Source organism: Haliscomenobacter sp. (assembly GCF_041740695.1).
GTDB lineage: Bacteria > Bacteroidota > Bacteroidia > Chitinophagales > Saprospiraceae > Haliscomenobacter.
In genome coordinates, this window is record NZ_JBGSLK010000096.1 from 19,374 (window position 1) to 43,691 (window position 24,318).

A 24,318-nucleotide genomic window follows, 5' to 3' on the forward strand; every position below is an offset into this window, starting at 1 on the left:
TTGGCTATGGCATAAAAATAATGTTATTTAATATTATTTAGGCATGGATCATATTGCTTTTTTTAAAAAGCAGCTTTGCTTCTACTTGTAATTTACTTTGCTAAGCATACTTTAAAGCCTCTAAATCTATTTTTTGCAAAAAAACACTCACTTTTTTTGTTTCCTAGTCAACCCATACCCCAGCAAGCCCACCCCCAGCGCCCCCAAAATCCCAAAGGTCGACGCCACTGCCGGGTTCCTCACCGTCCCTTGCAAATACGGACTAATCCCCCCAAAATAAGTCCCAAAATGCAGTACAAAAGCCGTTAAAGCCGCCATCACCACCACCCAGCGGGGGACATCCTTCAAAAAAATCCCAAACAGCACCGGAATAAAGGCCGTAGAAAAGAAGCCATACACGCCCAATTGCGCAAAAATGCCTACGCTCAAATTGGGGTGCTGCAATTGTTGCCAGGAAACGGTGATTGCCACTGCGGCTAACCCTACAATCACCAGTCGATTGAGGAAAATATAGGTCCGATCATTGGGAATAAACTGGCCAAACAGCGGCTTGATAATATCCGAAGTTACCGTCGTCGACAACGCCTGAATCAAGGCCTCCAAAGTGGAAAGCCCCGCACTCAATAGCCCCAAAATCACAATCAAACCCGCCCATACTGGAAACTCCCGCACCACGTAAGCGGACATGATGGCGTCCATTTTGATGGGCTGTCCATCCACTTGTAAATCAGGAAACATCAGGCGGGCGTAGAACCCCGCAAAAACCACCAGGAAAAAAGTCATTTGAGCTAGAGAGCCTACCCACAAATAACGGTTCACATCTTTGTCATCGCGCAACAACAGCGACTTGGTGATGAGGTGTGGTTGACAAACGATAGCCACCCCGATCACAAAATTACAAATGACAATCTCAAAAAAATCGCGGTAAAGGGGGCTGCTCGCATTGGGAAACTGGGCCAATGTAGGTGAAATCGCACCCAATTGCTCCCAAAAAGAATTGACTCCTTTGGACAGGTGATCATAGCCCGAAAACAACAACATCACCGCCACCAATAATTTGATCAAGGCCTGTAAGGTATTGGTGTACACCATGGAATTGGCCCCGCCGAACATCATGTAACTGAATACAAACACCACCATCCCCACCAAAACTTGAAATTCTCCCATTCCCAACGCCTGAGCCAATACTTTGGTGAGCCCCACACAAATGAGCACGATGAAACTGAGCAAAAGCAAAGATAAAAAAGCAAAAAACAGCGCAAAGCCCTTGCTTTCATACCGTTGACCGATCCATTGCGCCATCGTCAGTGCTTTTACAGTTTTGCCATAACGTCGAAAACTTTTGGTCAAAACGATTTGGGATAAAAACAAGCCCGCTGGCATACACAAGCCAAAGGCCACAAAAGCACTCCAGCCGTACAAGGAAACAAATCCAGGATTGATGATAAATGTAGCGGCACTCGTCGTGGCGGTGGCCAGCGACAATCCCACTGCGTAAGGCGAAAATCCTTGCCCGACTGCATAATCAGCCATGGATTTGGTGCGCATCGCCCCACGAATCACAAAGAACAAAATGACTGCGGTATAAGCGAGTAGCAGACCAACGGTGGCCATGAACCAGGAACTATTGTGCATGATGGCAGTTTTTTTAAGTCAAGCAGCAGCAAGCCTGAATTTTATTGGGCTGATTGCCGATTTTTCCAAATCAAAGAAAGGTAAGCGAATAGGCATTCAATAGTTAGTACAAAAAGTCACTGCCCTTGACTTAAACTTTTTTAAGGAAAAATATTTGTTTAAAAAATTGATTGTTAAGTTATTAAGATGCCATTTTTGTAATGAGACCGTAATGATGAAAAACCAGGAATAGCATTAGCCTCCGAACAATTGATGAAAAAATTTTACTTTTAGTCAAACACTCCTTAAAACCTGCGTCATGTTCATCATTGAAACCTATCCAATTGCAGTATTTTTCTGCATAATCACCATGTTGTGCTGGGGTTCCTGGGCCAATACCCAAAAATTGGCTGCGGCCAACTGGCGTTTTGAGCTCTTTTATTGGGATTATGTGTTGGGTATCTTGCTCTTATCCCTGCTCTTCGCTTTTACCTTTGGCAGTATGGGCAGTGAGGGCCGCTCGTTTATGGTTGATGTACAGCAGGCCGATTCGGCAAGTATTCGCTCGGCCATTTGGGGCGGAATCTTATTCAACGCCGCCAATATTTTGCTCGGCGCGGCCATTGCCATAGCTGGCATGTCGGTTGCTTTTCCCGTAGGGATCGGTTTGGCGCTGGTGGTGGGTGTGATTGTCAATTACCTGGATGCTCCAGTGGGCAACGCACTGATGTTGTTCGGAGGCGTAGGATTGATTGGGGTGGCAATTTTACTCAATGCCAGTGCCTATCGCAAGTTGTCGAGTAGCACCGGAGGTGTTTCAACCAAAGGGTTAGTGCTATCGGTGATTGCTGGAGCTTTGATGGGCTTGTTTTACAAATACGTAGCCAATTCTATGTTTCCCGATTTTACCCAACCGCTGCCGGGCAAGTTGAGCCCTTATTCAGCGGTAGTCCTTTTTTCGATCGGTATCCTGCTGAGCAATGTGCTGTTCAACAGCTTGTTGATGTGGCGTCCTTTTGTAGGTGCCCCGGTGACGTATGCCGACTATTTTCGGGGTAACCTCAAAAATCACCTGACCGGAGTACTAGGCGGTATAATTTGGTGCATTGGGATGTCATTCAGCATCATCGCTTCAGATAAAGCCGGACCAGCCATTTCTTATGGCCTTGGGCAGGGCGCAACCATCGTGGCAGCACTTTGGGGAATTTATATTTGGAAGGAATTTAAGGGAGCACCCGCTGGTACCAATATCTTGCTGAATAGTATGCTCTTGTGTTACATTATTGGCCTGGGCTTGATCATCGCGGCCCGCTAAAATTAAAATCAGATGCCCAAAATACTCGTTATTGGCAGTTCGAACACCGACATGGTGGTCAAAACCAGTCGTTTCCCTCAACCCGGCGAAACCATCATCGGGGGGGAATTTTTCCTCTTTCCAGGTGGCAAAGGGGCCAATCAGGCGGTAGCGGCAGCCCGGATGGGTGGCCAGGTGGATTTTATCGCCAAAGTGGGCCAGGATATTTTTGGCCAACAAGCCATTGAGGGCTTTGCCCACGAAGGCATCAATATTGCCTACATCATGAGCGACCCCAAACTGGCCTCCGGTGTAGCCCTCATTACGGTGGATGCTACTGGCGAAAACGAAATTGTGGTAGCTCCCGGTGCCAATGCCGCCCTGAATCCTGGTGATCTAGATCGTGATGACGCAGCTTTTGCGGAGGCGGATTTGGTGTTGATGCAATTGGAAACACCCCTGGATACCCTGCTGCATGCGGCTCAAAAGGCTCACGCACTGCAAAAGAAATTTGTGCTCAATCCAGCTCCCGCCCAGGATTTACCCGCCGAGTTGTATCCATTACTCTTTTTGATTACCCCCAATGAAACCGAAGCCAGCCTATTGACTGGGATTGCCTTGGACAATGATGATGCGCTACCACAGGTCGCTGAAGCATTGTTGCAAAAGGGAGTAGCCAACGTCATCATTACCCTGGGGGCAAAAGGGGCCTATTTTCACAATGCCAGCCAGCAGTTTAAAATCCCTGCGCTAAAGGTACAGGCCGTGGATACTACCGCCGCTGGCGACGTGTTTAATGGTGCCCTTGCCGTTGCCTTGGCTGAAGGGATGGACTGGCCCCAGGCCATCGATATGGCTTGCAGGGCAGGGGCGATTGCGGTGACGCGGATGGGGGCGCAGGCGTCGGCACCTTTTAGGGAGGAGCTTTGATCATTTTTTTTCACCACCTAAGAAACCTAAAACACTGAAGAAACACCTTAGTTATGGCATTACCAAAGCTCTAATATTTCAATTCTACGTCCTTGAAATTGAATTTTGTCGCCAACTTTTTTTCCCAATAGAACTTGTCCTAGTGGAGCGGCGGCAGACAAAACGTACACCGCTTTGCCCTCGTGCATGATTTTACCCAAACTTACCGCCAGGTAGTAATAGCCTTCATTGCTGCGCAATAAAGATCCGAGCTGAATGCTGCTGGAGTAACCATTTGAAGGATTCAATTGCTCCAATTGCAAGCGCAGTTCCTGCGATTGAGCCAATTGTTGGGCAAATTTGTCTTTTTCCAATTGCATCATGGCCCGCCCCGTTTCGTATTTATCACCAACACTGCTTTTGGTTTCCTGATTGGCAGAGTTTTGGGCGTCTTCCATAGCCTGTGTGGCGGCAGCAATGCTTTGATCAATGCGCGCCAGGCAGGCTTGATGCAAGGTTATTTTGAATGTGGACATACCTAGCATGGTGCAATTACATCTTCAGTCCCCGTCGTTTGATCTCATCTGCCACCAGGCGATACTCGCGGCTCATGTCACCCGTTACCGAGCTATTTTCCTGAGCCCGACGGATCAGGTAGGGAACCACCTCGCGCACAGAACCGTACACCACGTATTTAGCAGCGTTAAAACCAGCAGCGGCCAGGTTGAAGGTCAGGTTGTCGCTCATGCCGTACAGTTGGCAAAAGTACAAATTGGGGTGATTGCGGGGAATGCCACGTTCTACGATTAATTGTGCTTGCAAATAGGCGCTCTCCGCATTGTGGGAAGCGTTGCAAGACGCAATCCGATCGTAGTGCTCGATGCAAAAGCGCAAGGCGGTATTGTAAGCGTCATCGCTTGCTTCTTTGGTAGGATGAATAGGGGAGGCGTAGCCCATTTCTTCGGCACGTTCCCGTTCTTTCTCCATGTAGGCACCTCTGACGAGTTTAACGCCCAAAAGGTAACCTTCATTTAGCGCCCGCTCGGCTAGGTCGTACAAATATTGCAAACGATCGTGGCGGTACATTTGGCAAGTGGTGTATACCACAACCCGTTCGCTATTGTAACGCTTCATCATCATTTCCGCCAAATGATCAATGGTTTCTTGAATCCAGGACTCTTCAGCATCAACAAATACTGCCATTCCTTTGCTGGAAGCAGCGTGGCAGATTGCGTCCAAACGACGGAGGATACTTTTGTACTCGGCTTTGGTTTCGTCCGTAAAAGCGACTCCAGCCTGAATGCTCTCCAGGAGTTCAAAACGGCCCAAACCACTGACTTTGACACTGATGATGGGCACGGCATCCTGCGTAGCTGAAAATTCGATGCTGCGCAGGTTTTCGTTCATGCTATGATTCAGTTCAGCTTCTTCCTCTTTGGCTTCGGCACCGTAGTCCAGGATAGACTTGATGTTGGAGCGTTTGAGGCGGTCGATGGTTTTTTGTACTTCGAGTAGGGTAGTGCCTCCACAAAACTGTTCAAAGATGGTGTTTTTGATGGCACCCGTTACAAATGGCAGGTGGAGTTTGATGGCGGCCAGTCCAATTTTGGAGCCAATTCCTACCAGCCATTGTTTGTTCATCATGCCGAATAACCAGGCTGTTTTATTCAATTCTTTGTCAGTACGGTCGGCAAAGGCAATTTCAGTATTGGAGAAATCCAATTGTAAGTCCTTGGTTAGGTTGAGCATATCTTTTATGAAATTTGGCATTTGGTCTATTGATTTGCGGGTTGGTCCGCTGGAGTTTTCCATATTTCCCAAGCTTTTTCGGCCTGACCATAGAGCATTTCCAGTCCATTTTTCACCGGAAGGCCTCGGGCCAGTCCACGTTGCATAAATTCAGTCGTTTCAGGATTGTACACCAAATCGTACAATAAGTGTCCTTGATTTAGTTGATCGTAGGGCAAATCCGGGCAGCTCTCCACTTTTGGGGCCATCCCGAGTGGGGTTGTATTGATGATGAGCGGAAAACGCTCAATGTGGGCATACACTTCTTCATAACTCACTTGCCCATCCTGCGGTTGGCGGGAAGCGATGGAATAAGGTATATTTAACTTTTGCAGGACAAAAACAACTGCTTTGGCCGCACCACCGGTTCCCAAAATCAAGGCATGCGTTGGTGCTGAACGATTTTCCTGCAAAAAAGACAACAGTGAAGATTCAAAACCAAAAACATCCGAGTTATAACCGATGAGTTGAGTACCGGAAAACTTAATAACGTTTACAGCCCCCACTGCCGCTGCGCTCTCATCCAAAGAATCTAAAAAAGGAATGATTTGTTGCTTGTAAGGGATGGTGACGTTCAGGCCTTGCAGGTTGGGGAATGCGGCCAGTAACTCCGGCAAACGTTCGATGCGCTCGATGGGAAATAACTCATATTGGGAGTCAGAAATGCCCTCCCGGACAAATTTTTCAGAAAAATACTTGCGGGAAAAAGAATGACTCAGTGGATAACCAATTAAGCCATACAGCTTCTTAATGCTGCGGAGATTTGGATCAGGTTGCCAGTGCATATTTGTTTGGAATACGCGCTAAAGGTAAGGCTTTTTTGGAAATAAGCAATTTTAGGTGAAATTAGCTGAGTTCCAACTCTCTAGTTTGATCAGCAATTTGTTTTTGGCTTTTAATGTGAAAAGGACAGGTTTTGCTGGAGATTTCCGCTTTGGCCGCAGTTTTCCAGACTGGCGTATTGTAAAAATAATTGGGCGTCAATACCTCATTGTCCCATTCCTGGTGAAAGACGGTCATGCTTGAACCTGACATTGGTGGGACAATCCATGCCCAATCCGCTTGGACGGTTCGCCCTTCCTGTTCTTCATGCTCTGTAAAACGAATGAATTGTTCCGCCGCAGTATGGTGATCAACCAAACTGACCCCAGCGCTTTTGAAGGAATGTAAAACGGCGAGGTTTAACTCCAACATGGCCCGGTCTTTCCATAACTGCTGATTGGAACGGATATCCAGCTTTAGCTTTTCTGCAATAATAGGAAGCAGATTATACCGGTGGGTATCCCCGAGATTGCGAGAGGCTATTTCAGTCAGCATGTACCAACCGTTGAAGGGCGCGCAGGTGTAGTGGAGGCCCCCAATTTCCAGTACCATGTCGGCTATGAGCGGCACGGCGTACCATTTTAGGCCTAGTTGGGCAAACCAGGCATATTCGGGATGGGTAAGTGCGACTTCAAGAACGGCGTTGCGAGGAATTTCAAATAATTTGGGACTTTGTTCATTCACTTGGATCACCAAAGGCAAGACATCAAAGGCGCTGCCCTGCCCTTGCCAACCCAACTCCTGACAGATTTTGGTGAATTCAATTTCGGCAGGATCACCTACTACTTGTCCGTTTTGCTCATAACCTGCATAATGGACGATTTTAGAATTCCACAAGCGGATGGACTTCCCTGGGAGTAGTAGCTCCGCTCTGAAAATACTGATGTAAGGCCGAATTTTGCCCTGATTACTAGCCAGGTGCAGGTGTTCTACAATGGCTTCGAAAATGTCCTGTTCATCATTGAGGTGCCGTAAGTCACGCACTTTCAGAGATTTCCAAAAGAGGCGGCCAATGCAGCGATTGCTGTTGCGCCAGGCCATTTTGGCTCCGTATTCCAGTTCGATTGTTGTTTGCCAATAAGTTCCCTTACTGTCAATTTCAGCTTTGATTTGTGCGAGGCGAAACCCAGGATCACCCAGGCCTTTTTCAAGGTAATAATCACGGTAAAAGCTTTGCGCTTTTGCCCACAGGTTGTCCGGGTATTCTACCATTGTTCTTCAGCTACTTGGTTCAATAGCTTTGCACAACGACGCTGTAGCGTAGATTGTTTACCAAACCAACCTGGATTATTTGGAAATTTTGCGAATTGGTGTCAACATGACTTTGCGAAATTCTACTTCGGAACCTTCAGCCTGGAGCGCAATTTGCCCTTTGGTAGCAGTGGCGTTGGAGCCATGATTGACCAAATCCCCATTCAGCCATACTTTTACTTCGGCATTCAGGCATTCGATGGTCATGCTGTTCCATTCACCCAGGGGTTTTTCGGAACCATCGGTGAGGTTCACAATGCGCCGTTCTTTGCCTTCAGTGATGCCCCATTTTTCTTTGGGCCCACGTCTTTTTTCCATTTCGGGCACGCTGATGTCTTCCACAATGCACCAGAAGTCGCCAGCATTTTGGTGCATCATTTGCACTTCGATGGATTTGGGAAACATGCTGTACAAAGCGCGTGGGGTAGAAGCATGCACAAGCGCGCCGCAGTTGCCGGGTTTGCCAGCAAAGCGGTATTCTATCTCCAGTCGATAATTTTGATGAATGGCATCGGTAATGAGGTGCCCACCCGGAGTACCCATACTCACCAACAGTCCATTGCGCATCAGAAAGGGGCTTTTTAGGTTAGGATCCTTGTCCATGTCAGGCACATCGACGTGCCAACCACTGAGGTCTTTACCGTTGAACAGGCTTCGAGCCTTTGAATTGGAGGTGTTGGCCGATTTGCAACAAAACAAACCACAGGCCAGGGCAATGATGATGAAAGGTTTCATAATGCGTTGTACAAGTTAAGCTAGCTATTCTCAGGTGAAAAGTAGCACTTTACTTGCCAATGAACAAATCTCCAAACGTAATACTGATGGTGACATTGGGATAATATTCCTTGTTGGGTTTAAAGGTGATCTTTTTAATGCCCGTATCCTTCATATCCAAGAGTTTGAATTTCAGATCGTTGGGGTAGTCAACCCGCCCATTTTGTACGCTAAGGTTATATGAAAAGGCACCAGGTTGGAGGGTATGGATAAACACGTTTGATTTGTCTGCTTTTAGATTGAAATCGAGGAGTTGATCGGTTGCGAAAAAGTTGAGGATGCCATATTGAGCATTGATGTCGTAACGGCCACGCATGTGTTTGAGGGTGATGTCGGAACGGCGCGAAACAACTTTGATGTTGCCGTCCAGATTGTCGGCAAAAAGATCTCCAAAAGATGTATTGATGTCGATGTCGCCGATGATGTTTTCCAGACCAATGCGACTGAAGCGGGTATTCAGCTTTAAACTGCTCATCAGGTCTTTGGCATCAATCAGCCCGTAGTTGTTTTTGATGTAAATGGGGCAATCCTCCGGCATCATGATGATGTAAACAGCCTTCATCTGTGATTGGGGCTCAGGGCTGCCTTCGGGTACATCGAGGTAATTGCGGAGGTAAATTTTATTCTTTTCCTTGTTGGTGATGTAGCGCATTTTTTCCAGGTCTTTTTCGGCCTGTTCTTTTTTGCTGTGTTTGGCACTGAGCTCGATTTGGACCTTGATTTCGGGTTTGCTCCAGGTTTCAACGCGTACTTCGGCCCGTTCACCCTCTATATTCAGGGAGTAACCATCGCGGTAACTGAAACTTTTGTCGATGCGTTTGGTAACCACTTGCAGGGCAGCGCTACTTTGAGCCATCACCAAATGTAAAATGCTCCAGAAGCCAAGACTCAGAAAAATACGGAATTTCATGAACTGCATATTTACTCGTTACTTAACGGTTTAGGAGGTTTGAATTTTTTCGACCATGGCTTTGACCACCCGGCTGCGATCCTGCTCCAGCTCGCTGAGTTCGCGGATCAAATCCGGGTCTTCGCCATACCGTGCCATTACGTCCTTGAGTTCAGTTTTAGCGGCGTTGAGTTCTTTGAGCTCGTTCTCTAGCGCACAATCCTCCTCGTTTTGAGCCTGGTACTTGCAGAAGTTAGCAAAGAGGGTTTGCACCTCTTGTACATCTGCCTCGGCGTCATCCCAGTCGCGGGGAGAATTGATCGGAGCAACTTTTTCTTCACTGTAGGCGTAGCTGACTTGGCCACGGGTTTGATTCCATTGATAAAGTCCCAAAGCCGCAGTGACCACTATGGCCACTCCTGCTGCTACACTCCAGCTCCAGGTAGACAAACGGCGGATTTTACCACCGCGTGCCAATTCAGCCTCAATGCGCCCCCAGATGGCATCGGGAGCAGTATAAGTAGGCAACTCCGCGATGGCCTGATGAAGGTACCCATCCTGCTCGAGGTGTTGCTCAATGCGGTCCCAGACGAATTCTGGTGCCCGGTGTTGGGGCAATTGCCGCAAAGCGTCTTTTAGGTTTTTTTCATTCAAATGTTCCATCGTTATTCGGGTTTACCCAGGGTTTCCCGCAGGCGTTTTTTGGCATAAAACAATTGTGACTTGGAGGTACCCACGGTGATGCCCAACAAATCGGCAACATCCTGGTGGCCATAACCTTCTACTTCGATGAGGACGAACACGGTACGATAACCAGTAGGCAGAGCCAAAATGGCTTTTTCAAGGTATTCGGCATCCAGGCGATGGCTCCAACTGATGCTGATGTCGGGTGGGACTTGATCCAGTGAGGCAGTGTGCTGCTCTTTTTTGATCTTACTCAAGGCGGTGCGTACCACAATGGTTTTGATCCAGGCCCCCAAGGTTGATTCTTGACGGAACCCACTGAGGTGCCGAAATACCTTAATGAAGGCGTCCTGAAGTACATCTTCTGCGAGATCATAATCCCCTGTTACGCGATAGGCCACAGTGTACATCGCGTTTTTGTAACGCTCGTACAGTGTTTTCTGCGCCAGGCGATTCTGCTCCAGGCATCCTTGAATGAGGTCGGCTTCCGTCATACTGATTGTGTAGGGCATCGGCTCGGTATCCTTTTGTTTTGTGATTAAAGAGTCGATCGATGGAATGATGGTTGTATCTGGGGCTAAAAATAGCGAGATTTGCTTGGCTTTGATACTGCGGCTTCAATCTATACGTTTATTTGCCATCTTCCTTCCCAAATTTCCCCTTTTCCTGTCCCGCAATAAATTTTGTACAAGCTGTATATTTAACTACCTTTACTGTACAAAATTCACTACACTGCGTTAGGACCTGCACACAAGTCATGATGGAAAACCTTTAGAAAAGAGTTTACAGGGTTTACTTAATTTTATCGCTATGCAACGCAAGGTTTTGGCAGTATGGTTCAGCGCGCTGGCGTTGATAATGACGACGACCGCACTATCCGCTCAAGAGCGCTTGAACAATGCCCCCATGAGTGCCCGTTGGGCAAACATTACTACGGAAAAATTACCACGCTTCTCGCTCAACAAAACGCTGAAAGAAGATCGCCTCAAACCGGGCAATCGCTTCGCAGCGCCCTTATCCATTGATTTGGGTTTGGAAAATGCAGGCACTTGGGAAAGCGCCTCCGATGGTGCCAGCGTATGGCGCATGAAAGTACAGTCCAAATCAGCACTGGGTTTGATGTTGCTTTTTGACGAGTTTTTTATCCCGCCTGGAGCGCTGCTCCACGTTTACCATGCCGATGGGCAATTGATGCAAACCTACAATGGGCTGGACAATCAGGCGAATGGTAAATTCCTCATTGGTTTGGTGCGCGGAGAATCGGCGCAATTGGAATACATCGAACCGCCAGAGTTCAAAGGCCAGGGGCGCTTGCACCTGTTTCGAGTAGATCATGCTTACCATCAGGACAATCTGGAAGCAGCCAATTTTGACGTTTCTGGAAAACTGAGCATTGAGTTGGGTTTCGGATCTTCGGCACCTTGCAATGTCAACGTCAACTGCGAAGAAGGTACTGATTATGCGACCGAGAAACGTGGCGTTTGTCGCATTGTGGTGATTGTCAAGGAAGGAACCGGGGTTTGTACCGGTAACCTGATGAACAATACCAAGCAGGATGGTCGCCCCTTGTTGCTGACCGCTTTTCACTGTCAGGATGGATATACCCCACTTTACGACCTATGGCGCTTTGATTTCAATTACGAAAGCAAAACTTGTGACAACCCTAGCAAAGAACCACAATGGCAAACCTTATTGGGGGCAAAATTGCTGGCCGGGCGGCAAATGAGCGATTTCCTTTTGCTCGAATTGTCCAATAGTATTCCACAATCCTTCAAAGCTTATTTTTTGGGTTGGGATCGCCAACGGGAAGCCCCTAGCTCCGCAGCGTTCATTCATCATCCACAAGGTGACATCAAAAAAATCTCGATCGATAAAGGGCCACTCATCGTGAACCCTACGGCTATACAGTGGAACAACAATGTCAATACTCCGGCCAATTTCCATTTGCGTATGGACATTGACAAAGGGGCTTTTAAAGTTGGATCTTCGGGGAGTGGACTGCTGAATGAGAAAAAAAGGGTAGTGGGCCAGTTGCACGGTGGGAAAGACACCTGTGATCAGCCGATCGGTTATTTTGGTCGTTTGTTCGTATCCTGGGATGGATCAGATCAGGCCAATGCTCGTTTGAAAGATTGGTTGGATCCCTCAGACCTGGCCCCGGATACGCTGGATGGTATCGAAAATCCGGTTAAAGGGGGGGGTACTATCAGTGGCACCGTAAAAACTGAAAAGGGCATTGCGATTGCCAATGCGCGGGTTCAAATATTGGGCTCCAGTGGAGTGACCATTACTACTTTGACCGATGATTTGGGCAATTTTTCAGTGGATAATATTCCGATGGGAGAAACCTATGAAATTGGTGCAGGCAAAGCTGATGAGTACGACAATGGATTGTCTACCCTGGATATGATTCGGGTGCAAAAACACATTTTAAATTTAGAAACCCTACCCAATGCCTATCAAATGATTGCAGCCGATGTCAACAACTCCGGCTCCATCAGCACCTTGGACTTGATTCAAATGCGCAAAGTGATTTTGAACCTGGACAACAAGTTCTCCTCTCCAATCTGGCTTTTTGTGCCCGCCACAAAGAATTTTGTGGATGCAAACGACCCCTTCAAGGGACTTGCCTCCGGCATTTATACCATTCCCGCCTTGAGTAATAAAAACACCACTTTTGACATCATCGGCATCAAATTTGGGGACATCAATGGGAATGTGGATGGAACGTATTGAGTGAAGAGTGAAAAGTGAAAAGCAAGTACACCATTTGGATTCCACCGTTTGGTATATTTTTTTCAACTCTTCACTCTTCACTCTTCACTCTTCACTCTTCACTCTTCACTCTTCACTCTATTGTTTCACCACACTCACCGTCTTACTACTTCCCTCCGCACTTTGCACTTGCACCCAATAATGACCTTTGGGCAGGTTTTCTCCAATTTGGATTTGGCCACTACCCGGTAGGAGTTGATACTTTTCAACGACCTTGCCAAGGGAATTGTATACCTGTAGTACTGCCGCATGCCCTTGATTTTGCCAATTGTAATTCAGGCGTAGAGACTGAAAAAATGGATTGGGGCTGGCACTCAGTTGTAAGGGCAATTGTTTGAAGTCGTGAAGGCCAGTGGTAAAGCCATCTGGGCGCAACTTTACATTTTGAATAGTTACTTTACCGTTGACAAAAATGACAGATAGGGTATCGGGTTGGTAACCTTCCTTGTAATATACTACCCGGTAGGTGCCACTTTGGGCAATACCTGTAGCATATTCTCCAGAAGTTTTGGAACGTTCAAGATTTACTTGTGGGGCTAATATTTGTACTTCCACCTCAGTTACCGGGTTGTTGGTGCGGGCGTCGGTGATCAGACCTTCCAAAAAGCAGGCTTTTTGGTAATTGGGTTTGAACACCCACAAACCAGTTTGAATATCCGAAGCAATCAACAAGCCACTGGGGAAATAAGGATAGATGCCCCAAACCCCGGCGAATCCACCATCAGGCCCAGGATAGGTATCGTAACTACCAACTTCGACCAGGTTAGTCGGGCGGCTGGCATCCACTATTTTTACCCCATCGGTATAATAGGCGGTTGGTAAAAATCCTTTCAAGTAATGGGTATTGTGCGGAACGACTCCGCGCCCGCGTGTAGCTGCTGCAGTGAATACGTCCAGCAATTCGATGTTGTTAAGGTCGCTCACATCGTATGCGTCAATGCTGGCATTGAGGCGTTCATCGGTGGTGAACAAGTACTTGCCATTATCGGATAACCAACTGTTGTGGGTGAAGCGAGAGGTGGTGGTAATGCTGTTCAAAAGCACCGGATTGGCTTTGTTTTTGGCATCTACAATACTCACCTTGCCATCGTAAATATCTGAACTCCAGACGGTATCTCCCCGGGCAAAGTTGTCGTGGGAATAGCCCGTCTTGAGTGCGCCCAGGTATTTTGGCGACTCCGGGTTGGCCTTGAGGTCGTACATTACCACGGCACCCCGGTTGACATTGCAACCAGAGAGGTACATTACCCCATTTTCATCAATCCAAATGGTATGGCAACGTTCGACGAGCCCTGGCATGAGGGGATCAATCGGCGCCTGGGGTTTGATGAGGTTCCAGGTAATGTTGTCTGGGGCGTTTTTCATGTTGATGATTAACAATCCGTCAGGTACGTTGTCGATGGTGACGTATACGTAATCTTTGTAAGATTTCATTTCGCGCCAAATGCTACGGGAACCAGGAATGAAGGCTACTTTTCGTGGCTTTTTGGGGTCTTCCAGCAAATAAATGGCCGTGCCAATGCGGGTACCAATAACTGCATACTCACGACCCTGTCCATCCACATGCCCCCAGATGGCACTATAGAGATCCGTTGGGTATTCATTGACATTGGCCTGAAGCTCCAGATTGAAATTAGGTTGTTGGGATTGGGCTAAACTTTGATTTGAAACCAAAATCATTGCTCCAAAACTGAAAATAAAAGGAGTTAAAAAGTTGTACAGCGGGTATTTCATCATCATTATTTTATTTGTTCAATGTCCAAACCTGGCACTTTTTCCAGGTTTAGGGCTTCTTCCAGGCGCATTCCTGCTACCCAGGCTTTGAGTTTAAAGAGGGCATCTGCTACCTCACTTTTGGGAATGGCGATGGTGACTTTGCCTAAATCACCAAAATCTTGCTCCAGCATCGGAAGACCCAGTTTTTTGATGGCATTCATCACATCACTCATGATGGCATAATCAAAAGTGATGCGGTAAAAATCTTCCACCGTTTTTTCAATGATTTCGGCTTTTTCGAGGGCGTCTGCAGCGCAGAGTCGATAGGCATTGATGAGCCCTGAGGTGCCCAGCAAGGTGCCGCCAAAATAACGAACTACTACGATGAACACATTGGTCAGGCCAAAACTGTCGATTTGGCCTAAGATAGGTCGACCAGCGGTACCACTGGGTTCACCGTCATCATTGGCTCGGTAATTGTTTTTGTCCAAACCCAGCCGAAAGGCAAAACAATGATGTGTGGCCTTGGGATGTTCCTTGCGGAGGGCCTCCAGGTGTGGTGGCCAGTCTTGTTCCGAGGATATTGGAAAGGCGTAGGCAATAAATTTACTGCCTCGATCCCTGAATTCACCTACACTCGCCTCCTTAATCGTCAAATACTCATCACTCATTTCACATACTCGTAACTCGTTGTCAAATATTCACAAGCCATTAACAGGCATTCTCCAAGTTGCTGTTGATCTTTGTAACGCACAAACCGGGGATCAGTGTTTACCCAAAGCGGTACTATTCGTGTCAACTAAACGTCGATTCCCGGATACAGCAAAGGGCTATAAAAAACAAGTGTTTCATTTTGACAAAGAATTAGATAAGTAAACGGTTCACTTTAAGTGTCTTATCTGGTTCTTTGGCTCAGAAAAAATGAACGCTTATTTTTGCCCCACTACTGAGCAGATCGATGGTTTCAATTTACTGCATTTGTTTACTTTTGTGCCGGAAACATACACCAAGTACAATGAAGACCTTAGCACAGTACGATGCCGTAATGGCGAAATGTAAGGAGATTTTTTTGAAAAAAACGCGGGATTATGGCACCGCGTGGCGGATTTTGCGCCCTACCTCGCTAACGGATCAACTGTACATCAAGGCCAAACGTATTCGCAATCTGGAGGAGACCAAAACCCAAAAAATTGCCGATTCCATTGATTCTGAATACCAGGGCATCATCAATTACGCCATCATGGCGCTGATTCAACTGGAACTGAATAAAAATGCTGGGCTGAACGAAGAAGTCGGTTTGGAACTGGAAATCCAAAAAGTGGAAACCTTGTACGACGAACAAACCCAAATCATTCGGGACCTATTGGCGCTCAAAAACCACGATTACGGAGAGGCCTGGCGCGACATGCGCATGAGTTCTTTTACGGATATGATCCTGATGAAGTTGTTGCGCATCAAACAAATCGAAGAAAACGAGGGTCAAACCTTGATTTCGGAAGGTTTGGATGCCAATTATCAGGATATTGTGAATTATGCGGTATTTGCATTGATTAAAAAAGTTGAGGAGGTTGAGAAGGTTTAGGAAGGTTGAGAACGGTCACTGAGCTGTTCGCTGAGCGAAGTCGAAGTGCCGATCTAAACCTTCCTAAACCTTCCTAAACCTTCTCAACCTGCTCAACTTAACAAACATGACCATTTTTACCCTCGTCCTTTACGTCGCCATTGTAGCGGCGCTGTTTACTGGGATCACCCAATTTGTATTGAAAAAGGTAAATAACCTTTTAGTGAGCTTTTTGCAACACTTTTGTGGGGTGCTTTTTGTGTTCTCCGGCTTTGTCAAAGCCATCGACCCACTGGGTACTGCCTACAAGATGGAGCAGTATTTTGCCAAATTTGAAAGCACCTTTGAAGGCACCTGGTTTTCTTTTGTGGCACCCATGTTTCCATTGTTGACCAAGTACGTCAATGGTTTTTCGGTGTTTATGATCGTTTTTGAAATCCTGTTGGGCGTCATGTTGATCATTGGTTCTAGTCGTCGTTTTACGGCTTGGGCCTTTTTCCTGCTGGTGCTGTTCTTCACTTTCCTGACCGGGTTTACCTATTTATCTGGTTTTGTATCCCCCGAAGACAATTTCTTTGCCTTTAGCAAGTGGGGCGAATTTGTAGAAACCAACATGCAGGTAACCGACTGTGGTTGTTTTGGCGACTTTTTGAAATTGAAACCCAAAGTTTCTTTCTTAAAAGACCTCTTATTGATGATCCCAGCAATCATTTTTATTGTGGGTTTCCGCAAGATGCACCAGTTGTTTACGATGCCGACGCGCAGCATTTTGAATGTAGCCACGGTGGCTGGTCTTACGCTATACTGCTTCAATAACTACATTTGGGACATCCCCGCCATCAACTTCCGCCCATTCAAACCAGGTGTAGATGTGGTGAAACAAAAAGAAGCGGAGGAAAAGGCTTTGCAAGAAGTGAAAATCCTGGCTTACCGCCTGACCGATAAAAAGACCAAACAGGTCATCGAAGTACCGTATGATCAATTCCTCAAAGAGTTGGACAAATATCCTGGTGAGAAATACGAATTTGATCAGGTCAAATCCGAGCCAGCTATTCCGATCACCAAAATCAACGATTTTGACTTGACTGGCCCCGATGGCAGCAGTGTAACTGAAGACTGGAAAGGCATCAAGGGTTACCACTTTATGGTGGTTGCGTACAAACTTTACGGTGAGGAGTCAGGCACCAAAACGGAAACGATACAGGATACCATTTACAAAATGGGACCCGATTCTACCAAAGTGGTCGATTCCATCGCTACGCGCACCATCACCAAAAAGTTGTATACCTGGGATGAGGAGTATTTGGCCAAGTGGAAAAAACTGGTCGCAGAAATGACCAAGGCCAAAGAGGATGGCGCGATGGTGTATGCCATCACCAGCCCTTATGACCCGGTGATGATCGATGCGTTTAAAGAAAAAACGGGCTTTAACTTCCTGGTACTCCGTGCGGATGATATTTTGTTGAAGACAATTATTCGTTCGAATCCTGGGGTGCTGTTGTTTAAAGATGGAACGATTGTAGAAGATTGGCACATTCGGAAATTCCCTAGCTTCGAAGAGGTGAAGACGAAGTACATGAAGTAGGGGCAACCCTATGTGGTTGCCCTACAGCGGGCAACCACATAATTTTACAGGCATAATCACCGTAGGGACAACCACACAGGGTTGCCCCTACTACGGCCGCCCCGAACGATCAATTACCGTCGCACTCGCCTGTTGTGTCCCATAAATCACCACATCCTGGATATTGACGTGGCCTGGCTGGGTAGCCATGTAAAAAATAGTATTGGCCACATCCTGCGAAGTCAGCGGTTGGAAATCGTTGTAAATTTTGGCTCGATCTGCATCGCCATCAAAACGCACCAGTGCAAACTCCGTTTCTTCCACGTGACCCGGGGCAATTTGACTCACCCGAATGTTGTATTTGTGCAAATCCAGGCGCATGGTCCGGGTCAACATGTCGACTGCTGCTTTCGATGCGCAATAGACATTTCCCATTGGGTACGGTTCTTTGCCTGCAATGGAACCAATGTTGATGATATGGCCGCTGTGTTGTGCAACCATCAGCGGGCTAACGCAACGGGTGAGGTACAACAAACCTTTGATGTTGGTGTCGATCATTTCTTCCCAATGCTCCAGTGAGCCTTCCTGAATTTCGGACAAACCTTTCGCTTTACCCGCGTTGTTGACCAACAGGTCAATGCTGCGCCATTCTTCAGGCAAGTTCTGGATGTTTTCGGCTACACTGCTGTAGTTGCGCACATCAAAGACCAGCCCCAGCACTTCAGTGCCAGCCTCAATCAACTCCTGTTTGATCACTTCCAAACGATCTTCCCGGCGTCCGGTAATGATCAAACGCCATCCAGCTTGGGCAAAGGTGCGTGCAGTAGCCAGACCAATTCCCGAAGTGGCTCCAGTAATCAGGGCTGTTTTCGCGGGCGCTTTTTCAACAGGCTCTTCTTCGATTGGTGCTGCTTCAACCGCCGCTGCTTCCACCTGAGCTGCCTTGGCTTTCAGCAATTCTTCCAGGCGCATGATGTTTTGTTTCAGGGCCTCGATGGTATCGTGCTCGATGGAAAGCAGGGGGGAAAGTGCCGGAATGCTGAGTTCTTCGGCTACTGCAGCAATTTCTTCTACCGCTTTAGGTTCTTCCACAGAAATTGGCTCTTCCTCAACAGTTGGTTCTTCAATTGTGGTAGAAACCTCTTCGTTGCTTTCCTCTTCTACTGGCTCAGCGGGAGTGCTCAAACCCCGGAAGGCAATTTCATTTTCTGGCGTTTGTAACTCTGGATTGTTCGTGATGGCTGCTTCGTAGTATTCCAACGCTTTGGCGGCATCACCTGCAGTGTGGTATATCAGCGCCAGGTCATAATTGGCAAAAGGATGTTTGCTTTGAATGGCCAGGGTTTTGAGGAAATATTCCTCGGCTTTGGCGGTTTTTCCCATCACATCAGCCAGGATAGAGGCATATTGGTAATGGGCGTCGGCATTGCCAGGATTGCGTTTGGCGGCTTTTTTGAAACATTTCGCCGCGTACTCCACCTCTTCTGGGAAGTCGGCTTGTAGTACAGTGCCTAAGCGATAGTACACATCCGTAAAATCGTCGTTGATGTCGATCAGCCGCTCGTAGTGTTTGCGGGCCGCGTTGAAATCGCCCTGGAGTTCGGCCAATTCGCCCAATAGGAAAAAGGCGGCTTCGTGATCGGGGTCAATTTCGGTGGCCAGTGCCAGTTGTTCGAGCGCCCCGTTGAGATCGCGGGTATTTTGTGCCAAAATCAACCCATAGAAGTAGTGCAATTCAGCACTGCCTGGGTAGATTTTGATGGCTTGTTTCATGTAATTGATGCCTGGTTCAACTTGGCCGGAAGCAACCAAACCGCGGGCCTCACGAATGAGGTCACTTACTTTATCGCTGCTTTCTTCCTCTTCATCGTCCTCATCCTCGTCGGCATCATCATCATCATCATCATCATCATGTTCGTCCTCTTCTTCTTCAGAACTGGAGGCTTCAATCGCTACCTCTTCATTTGCCTGAGCATCAGGAGCATCCAACGGAGCATCGGTTTGGGTGTCAGCAATTTCGGCGGTTTCAGGTTCAGCCACTTCGTCAAGGCTTGCTTCAGCGCTGACTTCTATTTCTGGTTCAAGTGCAGGGATTTCCAGCGGAATTTCTTCATTGGCAATCGCTGTGTGTTCCGCAATGACTACGCCGAGGTCTTCCAGGTTTTCGGCCAGTTCGGCACCCGACCATTCTTCCTGGGTTTCGGCGGGCTCATGGCTGCTTTCTACCGCTTCGACGGGTTCTTCCACAGGAACAACAGGCTCCTCTGGGGTGCCCTCTATTTCTGGTTCTTGGAATAATTCAGCAATGGGCGTATCGATAGTCGAGGGTTCAGCTGGTGCTTCTACGCTGATTGTTTCTGTTTCAGTTTCCACCTCTGCCGACGCATCTGCTTGAAAATTCAAGTTGGGTACATTGGCTTTAAAAGTAGACCACTCAGCCGCATCGTCCACAAATTCAAAGAAAGCACGGAGATGGTTTTCAATAAAATCGCTGAATTGGTAGTAGCGCATGTTGCGCAGTACGCGCAGAAATTCACTGGCCTCACTGGAAACCTGGCGGAGGACGCGCAGGTTTTCGTTCAATTCATCCCGTTTGTCAGCCTCATTTTCAGCTTCAAACTTGCGCTTTTGGCTGCGCAGATCAAGGTATTTGTTTTGCCAATAATTGATATAGGGAATGATGTCGCCAATCCGTTCAAACTTGGTGGGAGTGCTGACCCATTGCCCCGTGGCATCATCCTTAGTGCGGCCATCAATGACCAGGGGAAGGATGCTACCCGTTTTTTGTTGTACCAATTGCAGGGCGCGATTCATACAATGTTCAGAGCGCAGGAAATTGTCGCTGATGAGCAGCAGAATGGTGCCATCAAAGTCGCGTAGTTGTTCAGCCAGGGTGGCCTCATCCACATTTTTTTTGCAGTAATAGTGGCTTACGCTATAAGAAGTTTGGCTCAGTGCCTTATAAAGCGATTCTGCAACCGGAAGGTTGTCGATACAATAGGCTAGTGCTATTTTTTTAGTTGCCATGGTTTTCTTTCGGTTTCTAGGTTGTTTGGTTTTAAAAATAGACAGTAAATGTTCCGTTTACTATTGCTGTACGGATTTATTGGTCAAAAGTTGCGATATGAAACGGCTAAATTCCGTTTTAAATTGCCTGTATTCGCTGGTGGCTGGTCCTGCAAAGCCCGTATGAATGAGTTGCACCCGATCATTTTGGTCAACCACGATCATCGTTGGAAAGGCCAAAACAGCATTGAGCATGGGCAAAACCTGGGAGGCTTCGGCTTTATTGGAGTTTCCGGCCAGGAGCAATTCATAGTCCATTTTGAAATGTTGCTTGTACGTGCGCAGGGCACCCATGGCCTTTTCTTTGTCTTTGTAACGTTCAAAGCCCAGGGCAATCACCTCGACGTCCTGATCGGAATGTTCCTTGAGGTATTCCACCAAAAACGCGGTTTCGTCGCGACAATTGGGGCACCAGGTGCCCATCAACTGGATGATTTTGACCTTGTTTTTGTACCGGGCATCTCTAAGGCTGACTTTTTTGCCATCTGGATTTTCAAAGGAAAAATCAAAACGGTCGTAACCGGATTTGAGGTAAGTCAGGCTATTGGCATCGGCCAGTTTGGCCTTGGGGTTGAACTTGGCTTCCCAGCTGGTTTGGTACAAATGCCCGGAGCGGAAAGAGCCAATCATGCTGCTGTCTTTGGGATCAATTTTGCCCTCAAACAAAAAAGCATGGGTACCGTCGAAGCAGGAAAGGTAAAGTTTATTGGCTTGTACGGTGCCTTCCAAAAAACGGTAATCGCCCGTTTCAGTCAGGAAGGTGCCGGTCAGGTGATTGCCATTTTGTTTGAACTCCCCAATGCCCTTGTATTCATCAGGAGTGCCAATTTCAAAGGTGGTTTCCCAACGCCCACTTACATCCATTACGGGTTCTTTGCGCAAATTGGTGAAGCGGTAATCGCGTCCGTGTCGGGCTACAAAGGGGATGCTGTAATTCTCCTTGTTGCGCACCACCCACTGGCCATCAATGGCATTTTCCAAAAAATATCCTTTAATATAGGAATCGAAGACCGGGAAGTTGATCAGGATGGTGTCCTTGGCCTGGCTTTTGTCGCGCCCGATCTGGATGTCATCCACCACAATCCGCTCCTCACCATTGATGATTTCGATGTAAAAACTATCGGGTGTAACGTATTTTACTTCAAAGAGAAAAGGCAATTCCCCATTGCTGACTTCTTCAAATTTTAAATTGACCTTATCGGGTAGGGGTTCGCCGCGGGGGTTAGGGTTAATGGGGTTGTTTTCCAGTTTAAGCACCGCCCGCCAAACGCCAGGGGGCAAACCCGTGTAGGGATTTTCTGCCGAAAAAAAACAGGAATTCAATCCAAAAACTACCAGCAAATACAGAACGGTATGGGCGATTTTCATTGTTAACTTTTTTCTCCAGTAAAGTAATGCTCTTTATACCGAAAAAGGACGTTGAAAGTTGTCAAACTGCCGTAAATTTTAGTGATGTACTGCTGCAGGTTGACTTTTTCGGCGTCGCTGAGTTGAGCATTGCCGTTGATGCGTTGTTCGAGTACGCGCAGGCGGTCGCGGGTCATCACGATTTTGTGGAAAAAATCTTCAATGGGAAGCTCCTTGGCTTTGAGGCTTTTGTCGGCGGGTTGCAGGATCAGGGTGCCCCCTTCCCAACGGTCGCCAATGGCTACTTCTTCCATGCCTTCGAGGTAGGTACGCAGGATTTTGATCAGCGATTTTTCAGCGGCGCTGAAACTCACTGCATCTTCGGCGGGAATGGCTTCCACAATTTCCATTTTCTCGTAATCTTTGCCCACCAGTTTGATGCCATAAAGGCTGAAACAAATGTCGTAGGCCACGGCGTGTAGACGAATCACCACCCCATCGCCGTAAGCAGGGTGTTTTACACGGGAACCGACTCCCAGTAGCGTTTGCTCTGACATGGTACTTTGTATTTGCGGCGGAAATTAAGGAAGAATTGTGGAAAATGATGAAACTGAGGGGTCTTGATTTGTAAAATTTGTTATATTTTGTTTTTTGTATGGGTTTAGGAGCTACACGACAACATCGAACACCCCACCTTATTCCGCGCCCATTCCGGCCGCTTCACAAACCATTTTTCTTCCATCTCCAGCTGCTCATCATAAGGCCTCTTCAGCAATTGATACAGCTCATCCACCGTGCTGAAGTCGCCTAGATCCGCCTGATCAATGGCCAATTGGGCCATGTAATTGCGCAATACATACTTTGGATTGGCGAGGTTCATGGCGCTGCGGCGCTCCTCATCCGTTGCGGTTTCGAGTTGGAGTCGTTCTAGGTAGCGCTTGAGCCAGTCCTCCCATTTTTGTTGCATTGCTGCATTCAGTTCTTCAGGTTGGTACATGGCCCCCCGCAAATTATCAAAGAAGATTTCGTTCGCAGGCAGGTCGCCATTTTTGACGACCTTTGACAAGTTTCGGAAAAAAATGGTCATGTCCGTTTCGGCAGAGGTGAGCAACTTTTCCAATTCTTCCGCTAATTCAGCGTCGTTTTCTTGAGTGGAGACCAGACCAAGTTTACTGCGCAGCATGGCCAGGTATTTTTTAGGAAAATTTAGTTGAAAGGCCTCCAGAGAAGCTTCCAATAGTGCGGTATCTTTAACCAGCGGCATCAGCGCATTGGCCAATTGCACCAGATTCCACAGGACGATGCCCGGCTGCTGGCCGTAGCGGTAACGGCGCTGGGCCCGATCGGTGGTATTGGGCGTCCACTCTGGTTCGTAGCCTTCCAGCCAGCCGTAAGGGCCGTAGTCAATCGTCAAGCCCAGGATAGACATGTTGTCGGTATTCATTACACCATGTACAAAGCCGACCCTTTGCCAGTGGATGACCATATCAAGCGTCCGTTGGGATACTTCCTTGAAAAATTCGGCGTAACCCTCTGGTGTGCCCGGCTCAATGTGTGGGAAAAAATGGCGAATGGTATAGTCCGTTAAACTCCGCAAGGTTGCTATTTCATCGCGGGCAGTGAAAATTTGGAAATTGCCAAAGCGGATAAAACTGGGTGCTACCCGGCACACCACAGCCCCTTTTTCATAAGCAGGGTTGCCATTGTAGAGCATGTCCCGTATCACTTGATCGCCGGTGAGCACTAGTGAGAGTGAACGGGTTGTAGGTACCCCCAGGTGGTACATGGCTTCGCTGCACAGGTGCTCGCGGACGGAGGAGCGCAGTACAGCCAGCCCGTCGGCGGTTCGGGAATAAGGGGTTTCGCCGGCACCCTTCAGTTGGAGTGCCCAGCGCTGGCCTGCGTGGACGACCTCGGTCAGGTTGATGGCTCGGCCATCGCCTAATTGCCCGGCCCAGTTGCCAAATTGGTGGCCGCCGTAACACATGGCATAGGGATTGGTGCCTTCCAGGGTGGCAGCGCCAGAGAAGATGCGGAGAAATTCTTCGGATTGGGTGTCGCCTGCAGCCAGGCCGATGGCCTCAGTCATTTCAGCGGAAGCGTGGATCAATACCGGGTTGGAAGGCTGTCGCGGGGTGACATAGGAAAAACACGCAGCCCTGACTTGCCGACGGGTGTTGCTCAAATTCGGATCGGCAGGCAGCTCCTGATTGAAGGTATCTTGTATGTTAAGTTTGTTCATTGCAATTTTTTTAGAAAACGCT

The 24,318-nt window shown here is 47.7% G+C and carries 20 protein-coding genes; 5 read left to right on the forward strand and 15 right to left on the reverse strand.

Going from position 1 to position 24,318, the window contains the following annotated elements:
* Nucleotides 1-147: 147 nt before the first annotated feature.
* The gene (locus tag ACEW9O_RS19215; protein ID WP_373551815.1) at nt 148-1,635 is read right to left on the reverse strand and encodes a sodium:solute symporter; all 1,488 of its coding nucleotides are present in this window, start codon (nt 1,633-1,635) and stop codon (nt 148-150) included.
* Nucleotides 1,636-1,933: 298 nt separating this feature from the next.
* Between ACEW9O_RS19215 and ACEW9O_RS19220 the strand changes: the two genes are divergently transcribed.
* Nucleotides 1,934-2,929, forward strand: a complete 996-nt coding sequence (locus ACEW9O_RS19220) for a GRP family sugar transporter (protein ID WP_373551816.1) — start codon at nt 1,934-1,936, stop codon at nt 2,927-2,929.
* Between the two features lie 12 nt (nt 2,930-2,941).
* Nucleotides 2,942-3,838 carry a ribokinase gene (rbsK, locus tag ACEW9O_RS19225; RefSeq protein WP_373551817.1) on the forward strand — a complete coding sequence of 299 codons (897 nt, stop codon included), beginning with the start codon at nt 2,942-2,944 and terminating at the stop codon, nt 3,836-3,838.
* 59 nt (nt 3,839-3,897) lie between these two features.
* On the opposite strand, the gene ACEW9O_RS19230 is transcribed toward rbsK, so the two are convergent.
* The 8 genes from ACEW9O_RS19230 to ACEW9O_RS19265 all read right to left on the reverse strand — a co-directional run bounded on the left by ACEW9O_RS19230 (nt 3,898) and on the right by ACEW9O_RS19265 (nt 10,537).
* Nucleotides 3,898-4,353: a 3-oxoacyl-ACP synthase gene (locus ACEW9O_RS19230; protein ID WP_373551818.1), complete on the reverse strand. Its 456-nt coding sequence runs from the start codon at nt 4,351-4,353 to the stop codon at nt 3,898-3,900.
* Between the two features lie 16 nt (nt 4,354-4,369).
* Complete coding sequence (locus tag ACEW9O_RS19235; protein WP_373551819.1) at nt 4,370-5,587, reverse strand: proline dehydrogenase family protein; 1,218 nt, start codon at nt 5,585-5,587, stop codon at nt 4,370-4,372.
* Nucleotides 5,588-5,592: 5 nt separating this feature from the next.
* Nucleotides 5,593-6,390, reverse strand: a complete 798-nt coding sequence (locus tag ACEW9O_RS19240) for a shikimate dehydrogenase (RefSeq protein WP_373551820.1) — start codon at nt 6,388-6,390, stop codon at nt 5,593-5,595.
* Nucleotides 6,391-6,451: 61 nt separating this feature from the next.
* Nucleotides 6,452-7,639 carry a nitric oxide synthase oxygenase gene (locus tag ACEW9O_RS19245; protein ID WP_373551821.1) on the reverse strand — a complete coding sequence of 396 codons (1,188 nt, stop codon included), beginning with the start codon at nt 7,637-7,639 and terminating at the stop codon, nt 6,452-6,454.
* 75 nt (nt 7,640-7,714) lie between these two features.
* A complete protein-coding gene (locus ACEW9O_RS19250; RefSeq protein ID WP_373551822.1) occupies nt 7,715-8,413 on the reverse strand; it encodes a DUF1080 domain-containing protein in 699 nt (232 codons plus the stop codon).
* A 49-nt stretch (nt 8,414-8,462) separates the two neighbouring features.
* Entirely contained in the window at nt 8,463-9,362 is a 900-nt protein-coding gene (locus ACEW9O_RS19255; protein WP_373551823.1) for a DUF4097 family beta strand repeat-containing protein, read from the reverse strand.
* Nucleotides 9,363-9,392: 30 nt separating this feature from the next.
* A complete protein-coding gene (locus ACEW9O_RS19260; protein ID WP_373551824.1) occupies nt 9,393-10,004 on the reverse strand; it encodes a hypothetical protein in 612 nt (203 codons plus the stop codon).
* A 2-nt stretch (nt 10,005-10,006) separates the two neighbouring features.
* A complete protein-coding gene (locus ACEW9O_RS19265; RefSeq protein WP_373551825.1) occupies nt 10,007-10,537 on the reverse strand; it encodes an RNA polymerase sigma factor in 531 nt (176 codons plus the stop codon).
* Nucleotides 10,538-10,835: 298 nt separating this feature from the next.
* Here ACEW9O_RS19265 and ACEW9O_RS19270 point away from each other — a divergent pair, with 298 nt between their 5' ends.
* Nucleotides 10,836-12,761 carry a carboxypeptidase regulatory-like domain-containing protein gene (locus ACEW9O_RS19270; RefSeq protein ID WP_373551826.1) on the forward strand — a complete coding sequence of 642 codons (1,926 nt, stop codon included), beginning with the start codon at nt 10,836-10,838 and terminating at the stop codon, nt 12,759-12,761.
* Between the two features lie 117 nt (nt 12,762-12,878).
* Here the strand turns inward: ACEW9O_RS19270 and ACEW9O_RS19275 are convergent, their stop codons facing one another.
* The gene (locus tag ACEW9O_RS19275; protein ID WP_373551827.1) at nt 12,879-14,540 is read right to left on the reverse strand and encodes a choice-of-anchor B family protein; all 1,662 of its coding nucleotides are present in this window, start codon (nt 14,538-14,540) and stop codon (nt 12,879-12,881) included.
* On the reverse strand, nt 14,540-15,187 hold the full coding sequence (locus tag ACEW9O_RS19280; protein ID WP_373551828.1) for a YigZ family protein: 648 nt from the start codon (nt 15,185-15,187) through the stop codon (nt 14,540-14,542). Before ACEW9O_RS19280 ends, ACEW9O_RS19275 begins: the two co-directional genes overlap by 1 nt.
* A gap of 344 nt (nt 15,188-15,531) precedes the next feature.
* Between ACEW9O_RS19280 and ACEW9O_RS19285 the strand changes: the two genes are divergently transcribed.
* Together ACEW9O_RS19285 and ACEW9O_RS19290 are read left to right on the forward strand one after the other, a co-directional pair.
* A complete protein-coding gene (locus ACEW9O_RS19285; protein WP_373551829.1) occupies nt 15,532-16,098 on the forward strand; it encodes a DUF1599 domain-containing protein in 567 nt (188 codons plus the stop codon).
* A 106-nt stretch (nt 16,099-16,204) separates the two neighbouring features.
* On the forward strand, nt 16,205-17,662 hold the full coding sequence (locus ACEW9O_RS19290) for a MauE/DoxX family redox-associated membrane protein (protein ID WP_373551830.1): 1,458 nt from the start codon (nt 16,205-16,207) through the stop codon (nt 17,660-17,662).
* Between the two features lie 90 nt (nt 17,663-17,752).
* Here ACEW9O_RS19290 and ACEW9O_RS19295 read toward each other — a convergent pair whose 3' ends face one another.
* The 4 genes from ACEW9O_RS19295 to ACEW9O_RS19310 all read right to left on the reverse strand — a co-directional run bounded on the left by ACEW9O_RS19295 (nt 17,753) and on the right by ACEW9O_RS19310 (nt 24,296).
* Entirely contained in the window at nt 17,753-20,668 is a 2,916-nt protein-coding gene (locus tag ACEW9O_RS19295; RefSeq protein WP_373551831.1) for an SDR family NAD(P)-dependent oxidoreductase, read from the reverse strand.
* A gap of 60 nt (nt 20,669-20,728) precedes the next feature.
* Nucleotides 20,729-22,075, reverse strand: a complete 1,347-nt coding sequence (locus tag ACEW9O_RS19300) for a TlpA disulfide reductase family protein (protein ID WP_373551832.1) — start codon at nt 22,073-22,075, stop codon at nt 20,729-20,731.
* Nucleotides 22,076-22,077: 2 nt separating this feature from the next.
* Entirely contained in the window at nt 22,078-22,611 is a 534-nt protein-coding gene (locus ACEW9O_RS19305; RefSeq protein WP_373551833.1) for a hypothetical protein, read from the reverse strand.
* Nucleotides 22,612-22,715: 104 nt separating this feature from the next.
* Entirely contained in the window at nt 22,716-24,296 is a 1,581-nt protein-coding gene (locus ACEW9O_RS19310) for a YdiU family protein (protein WP_373551834.1), read from the reverse strand.
* Nucleotides 24,297-24,318 lie beyond the last annotated feature (22 nt).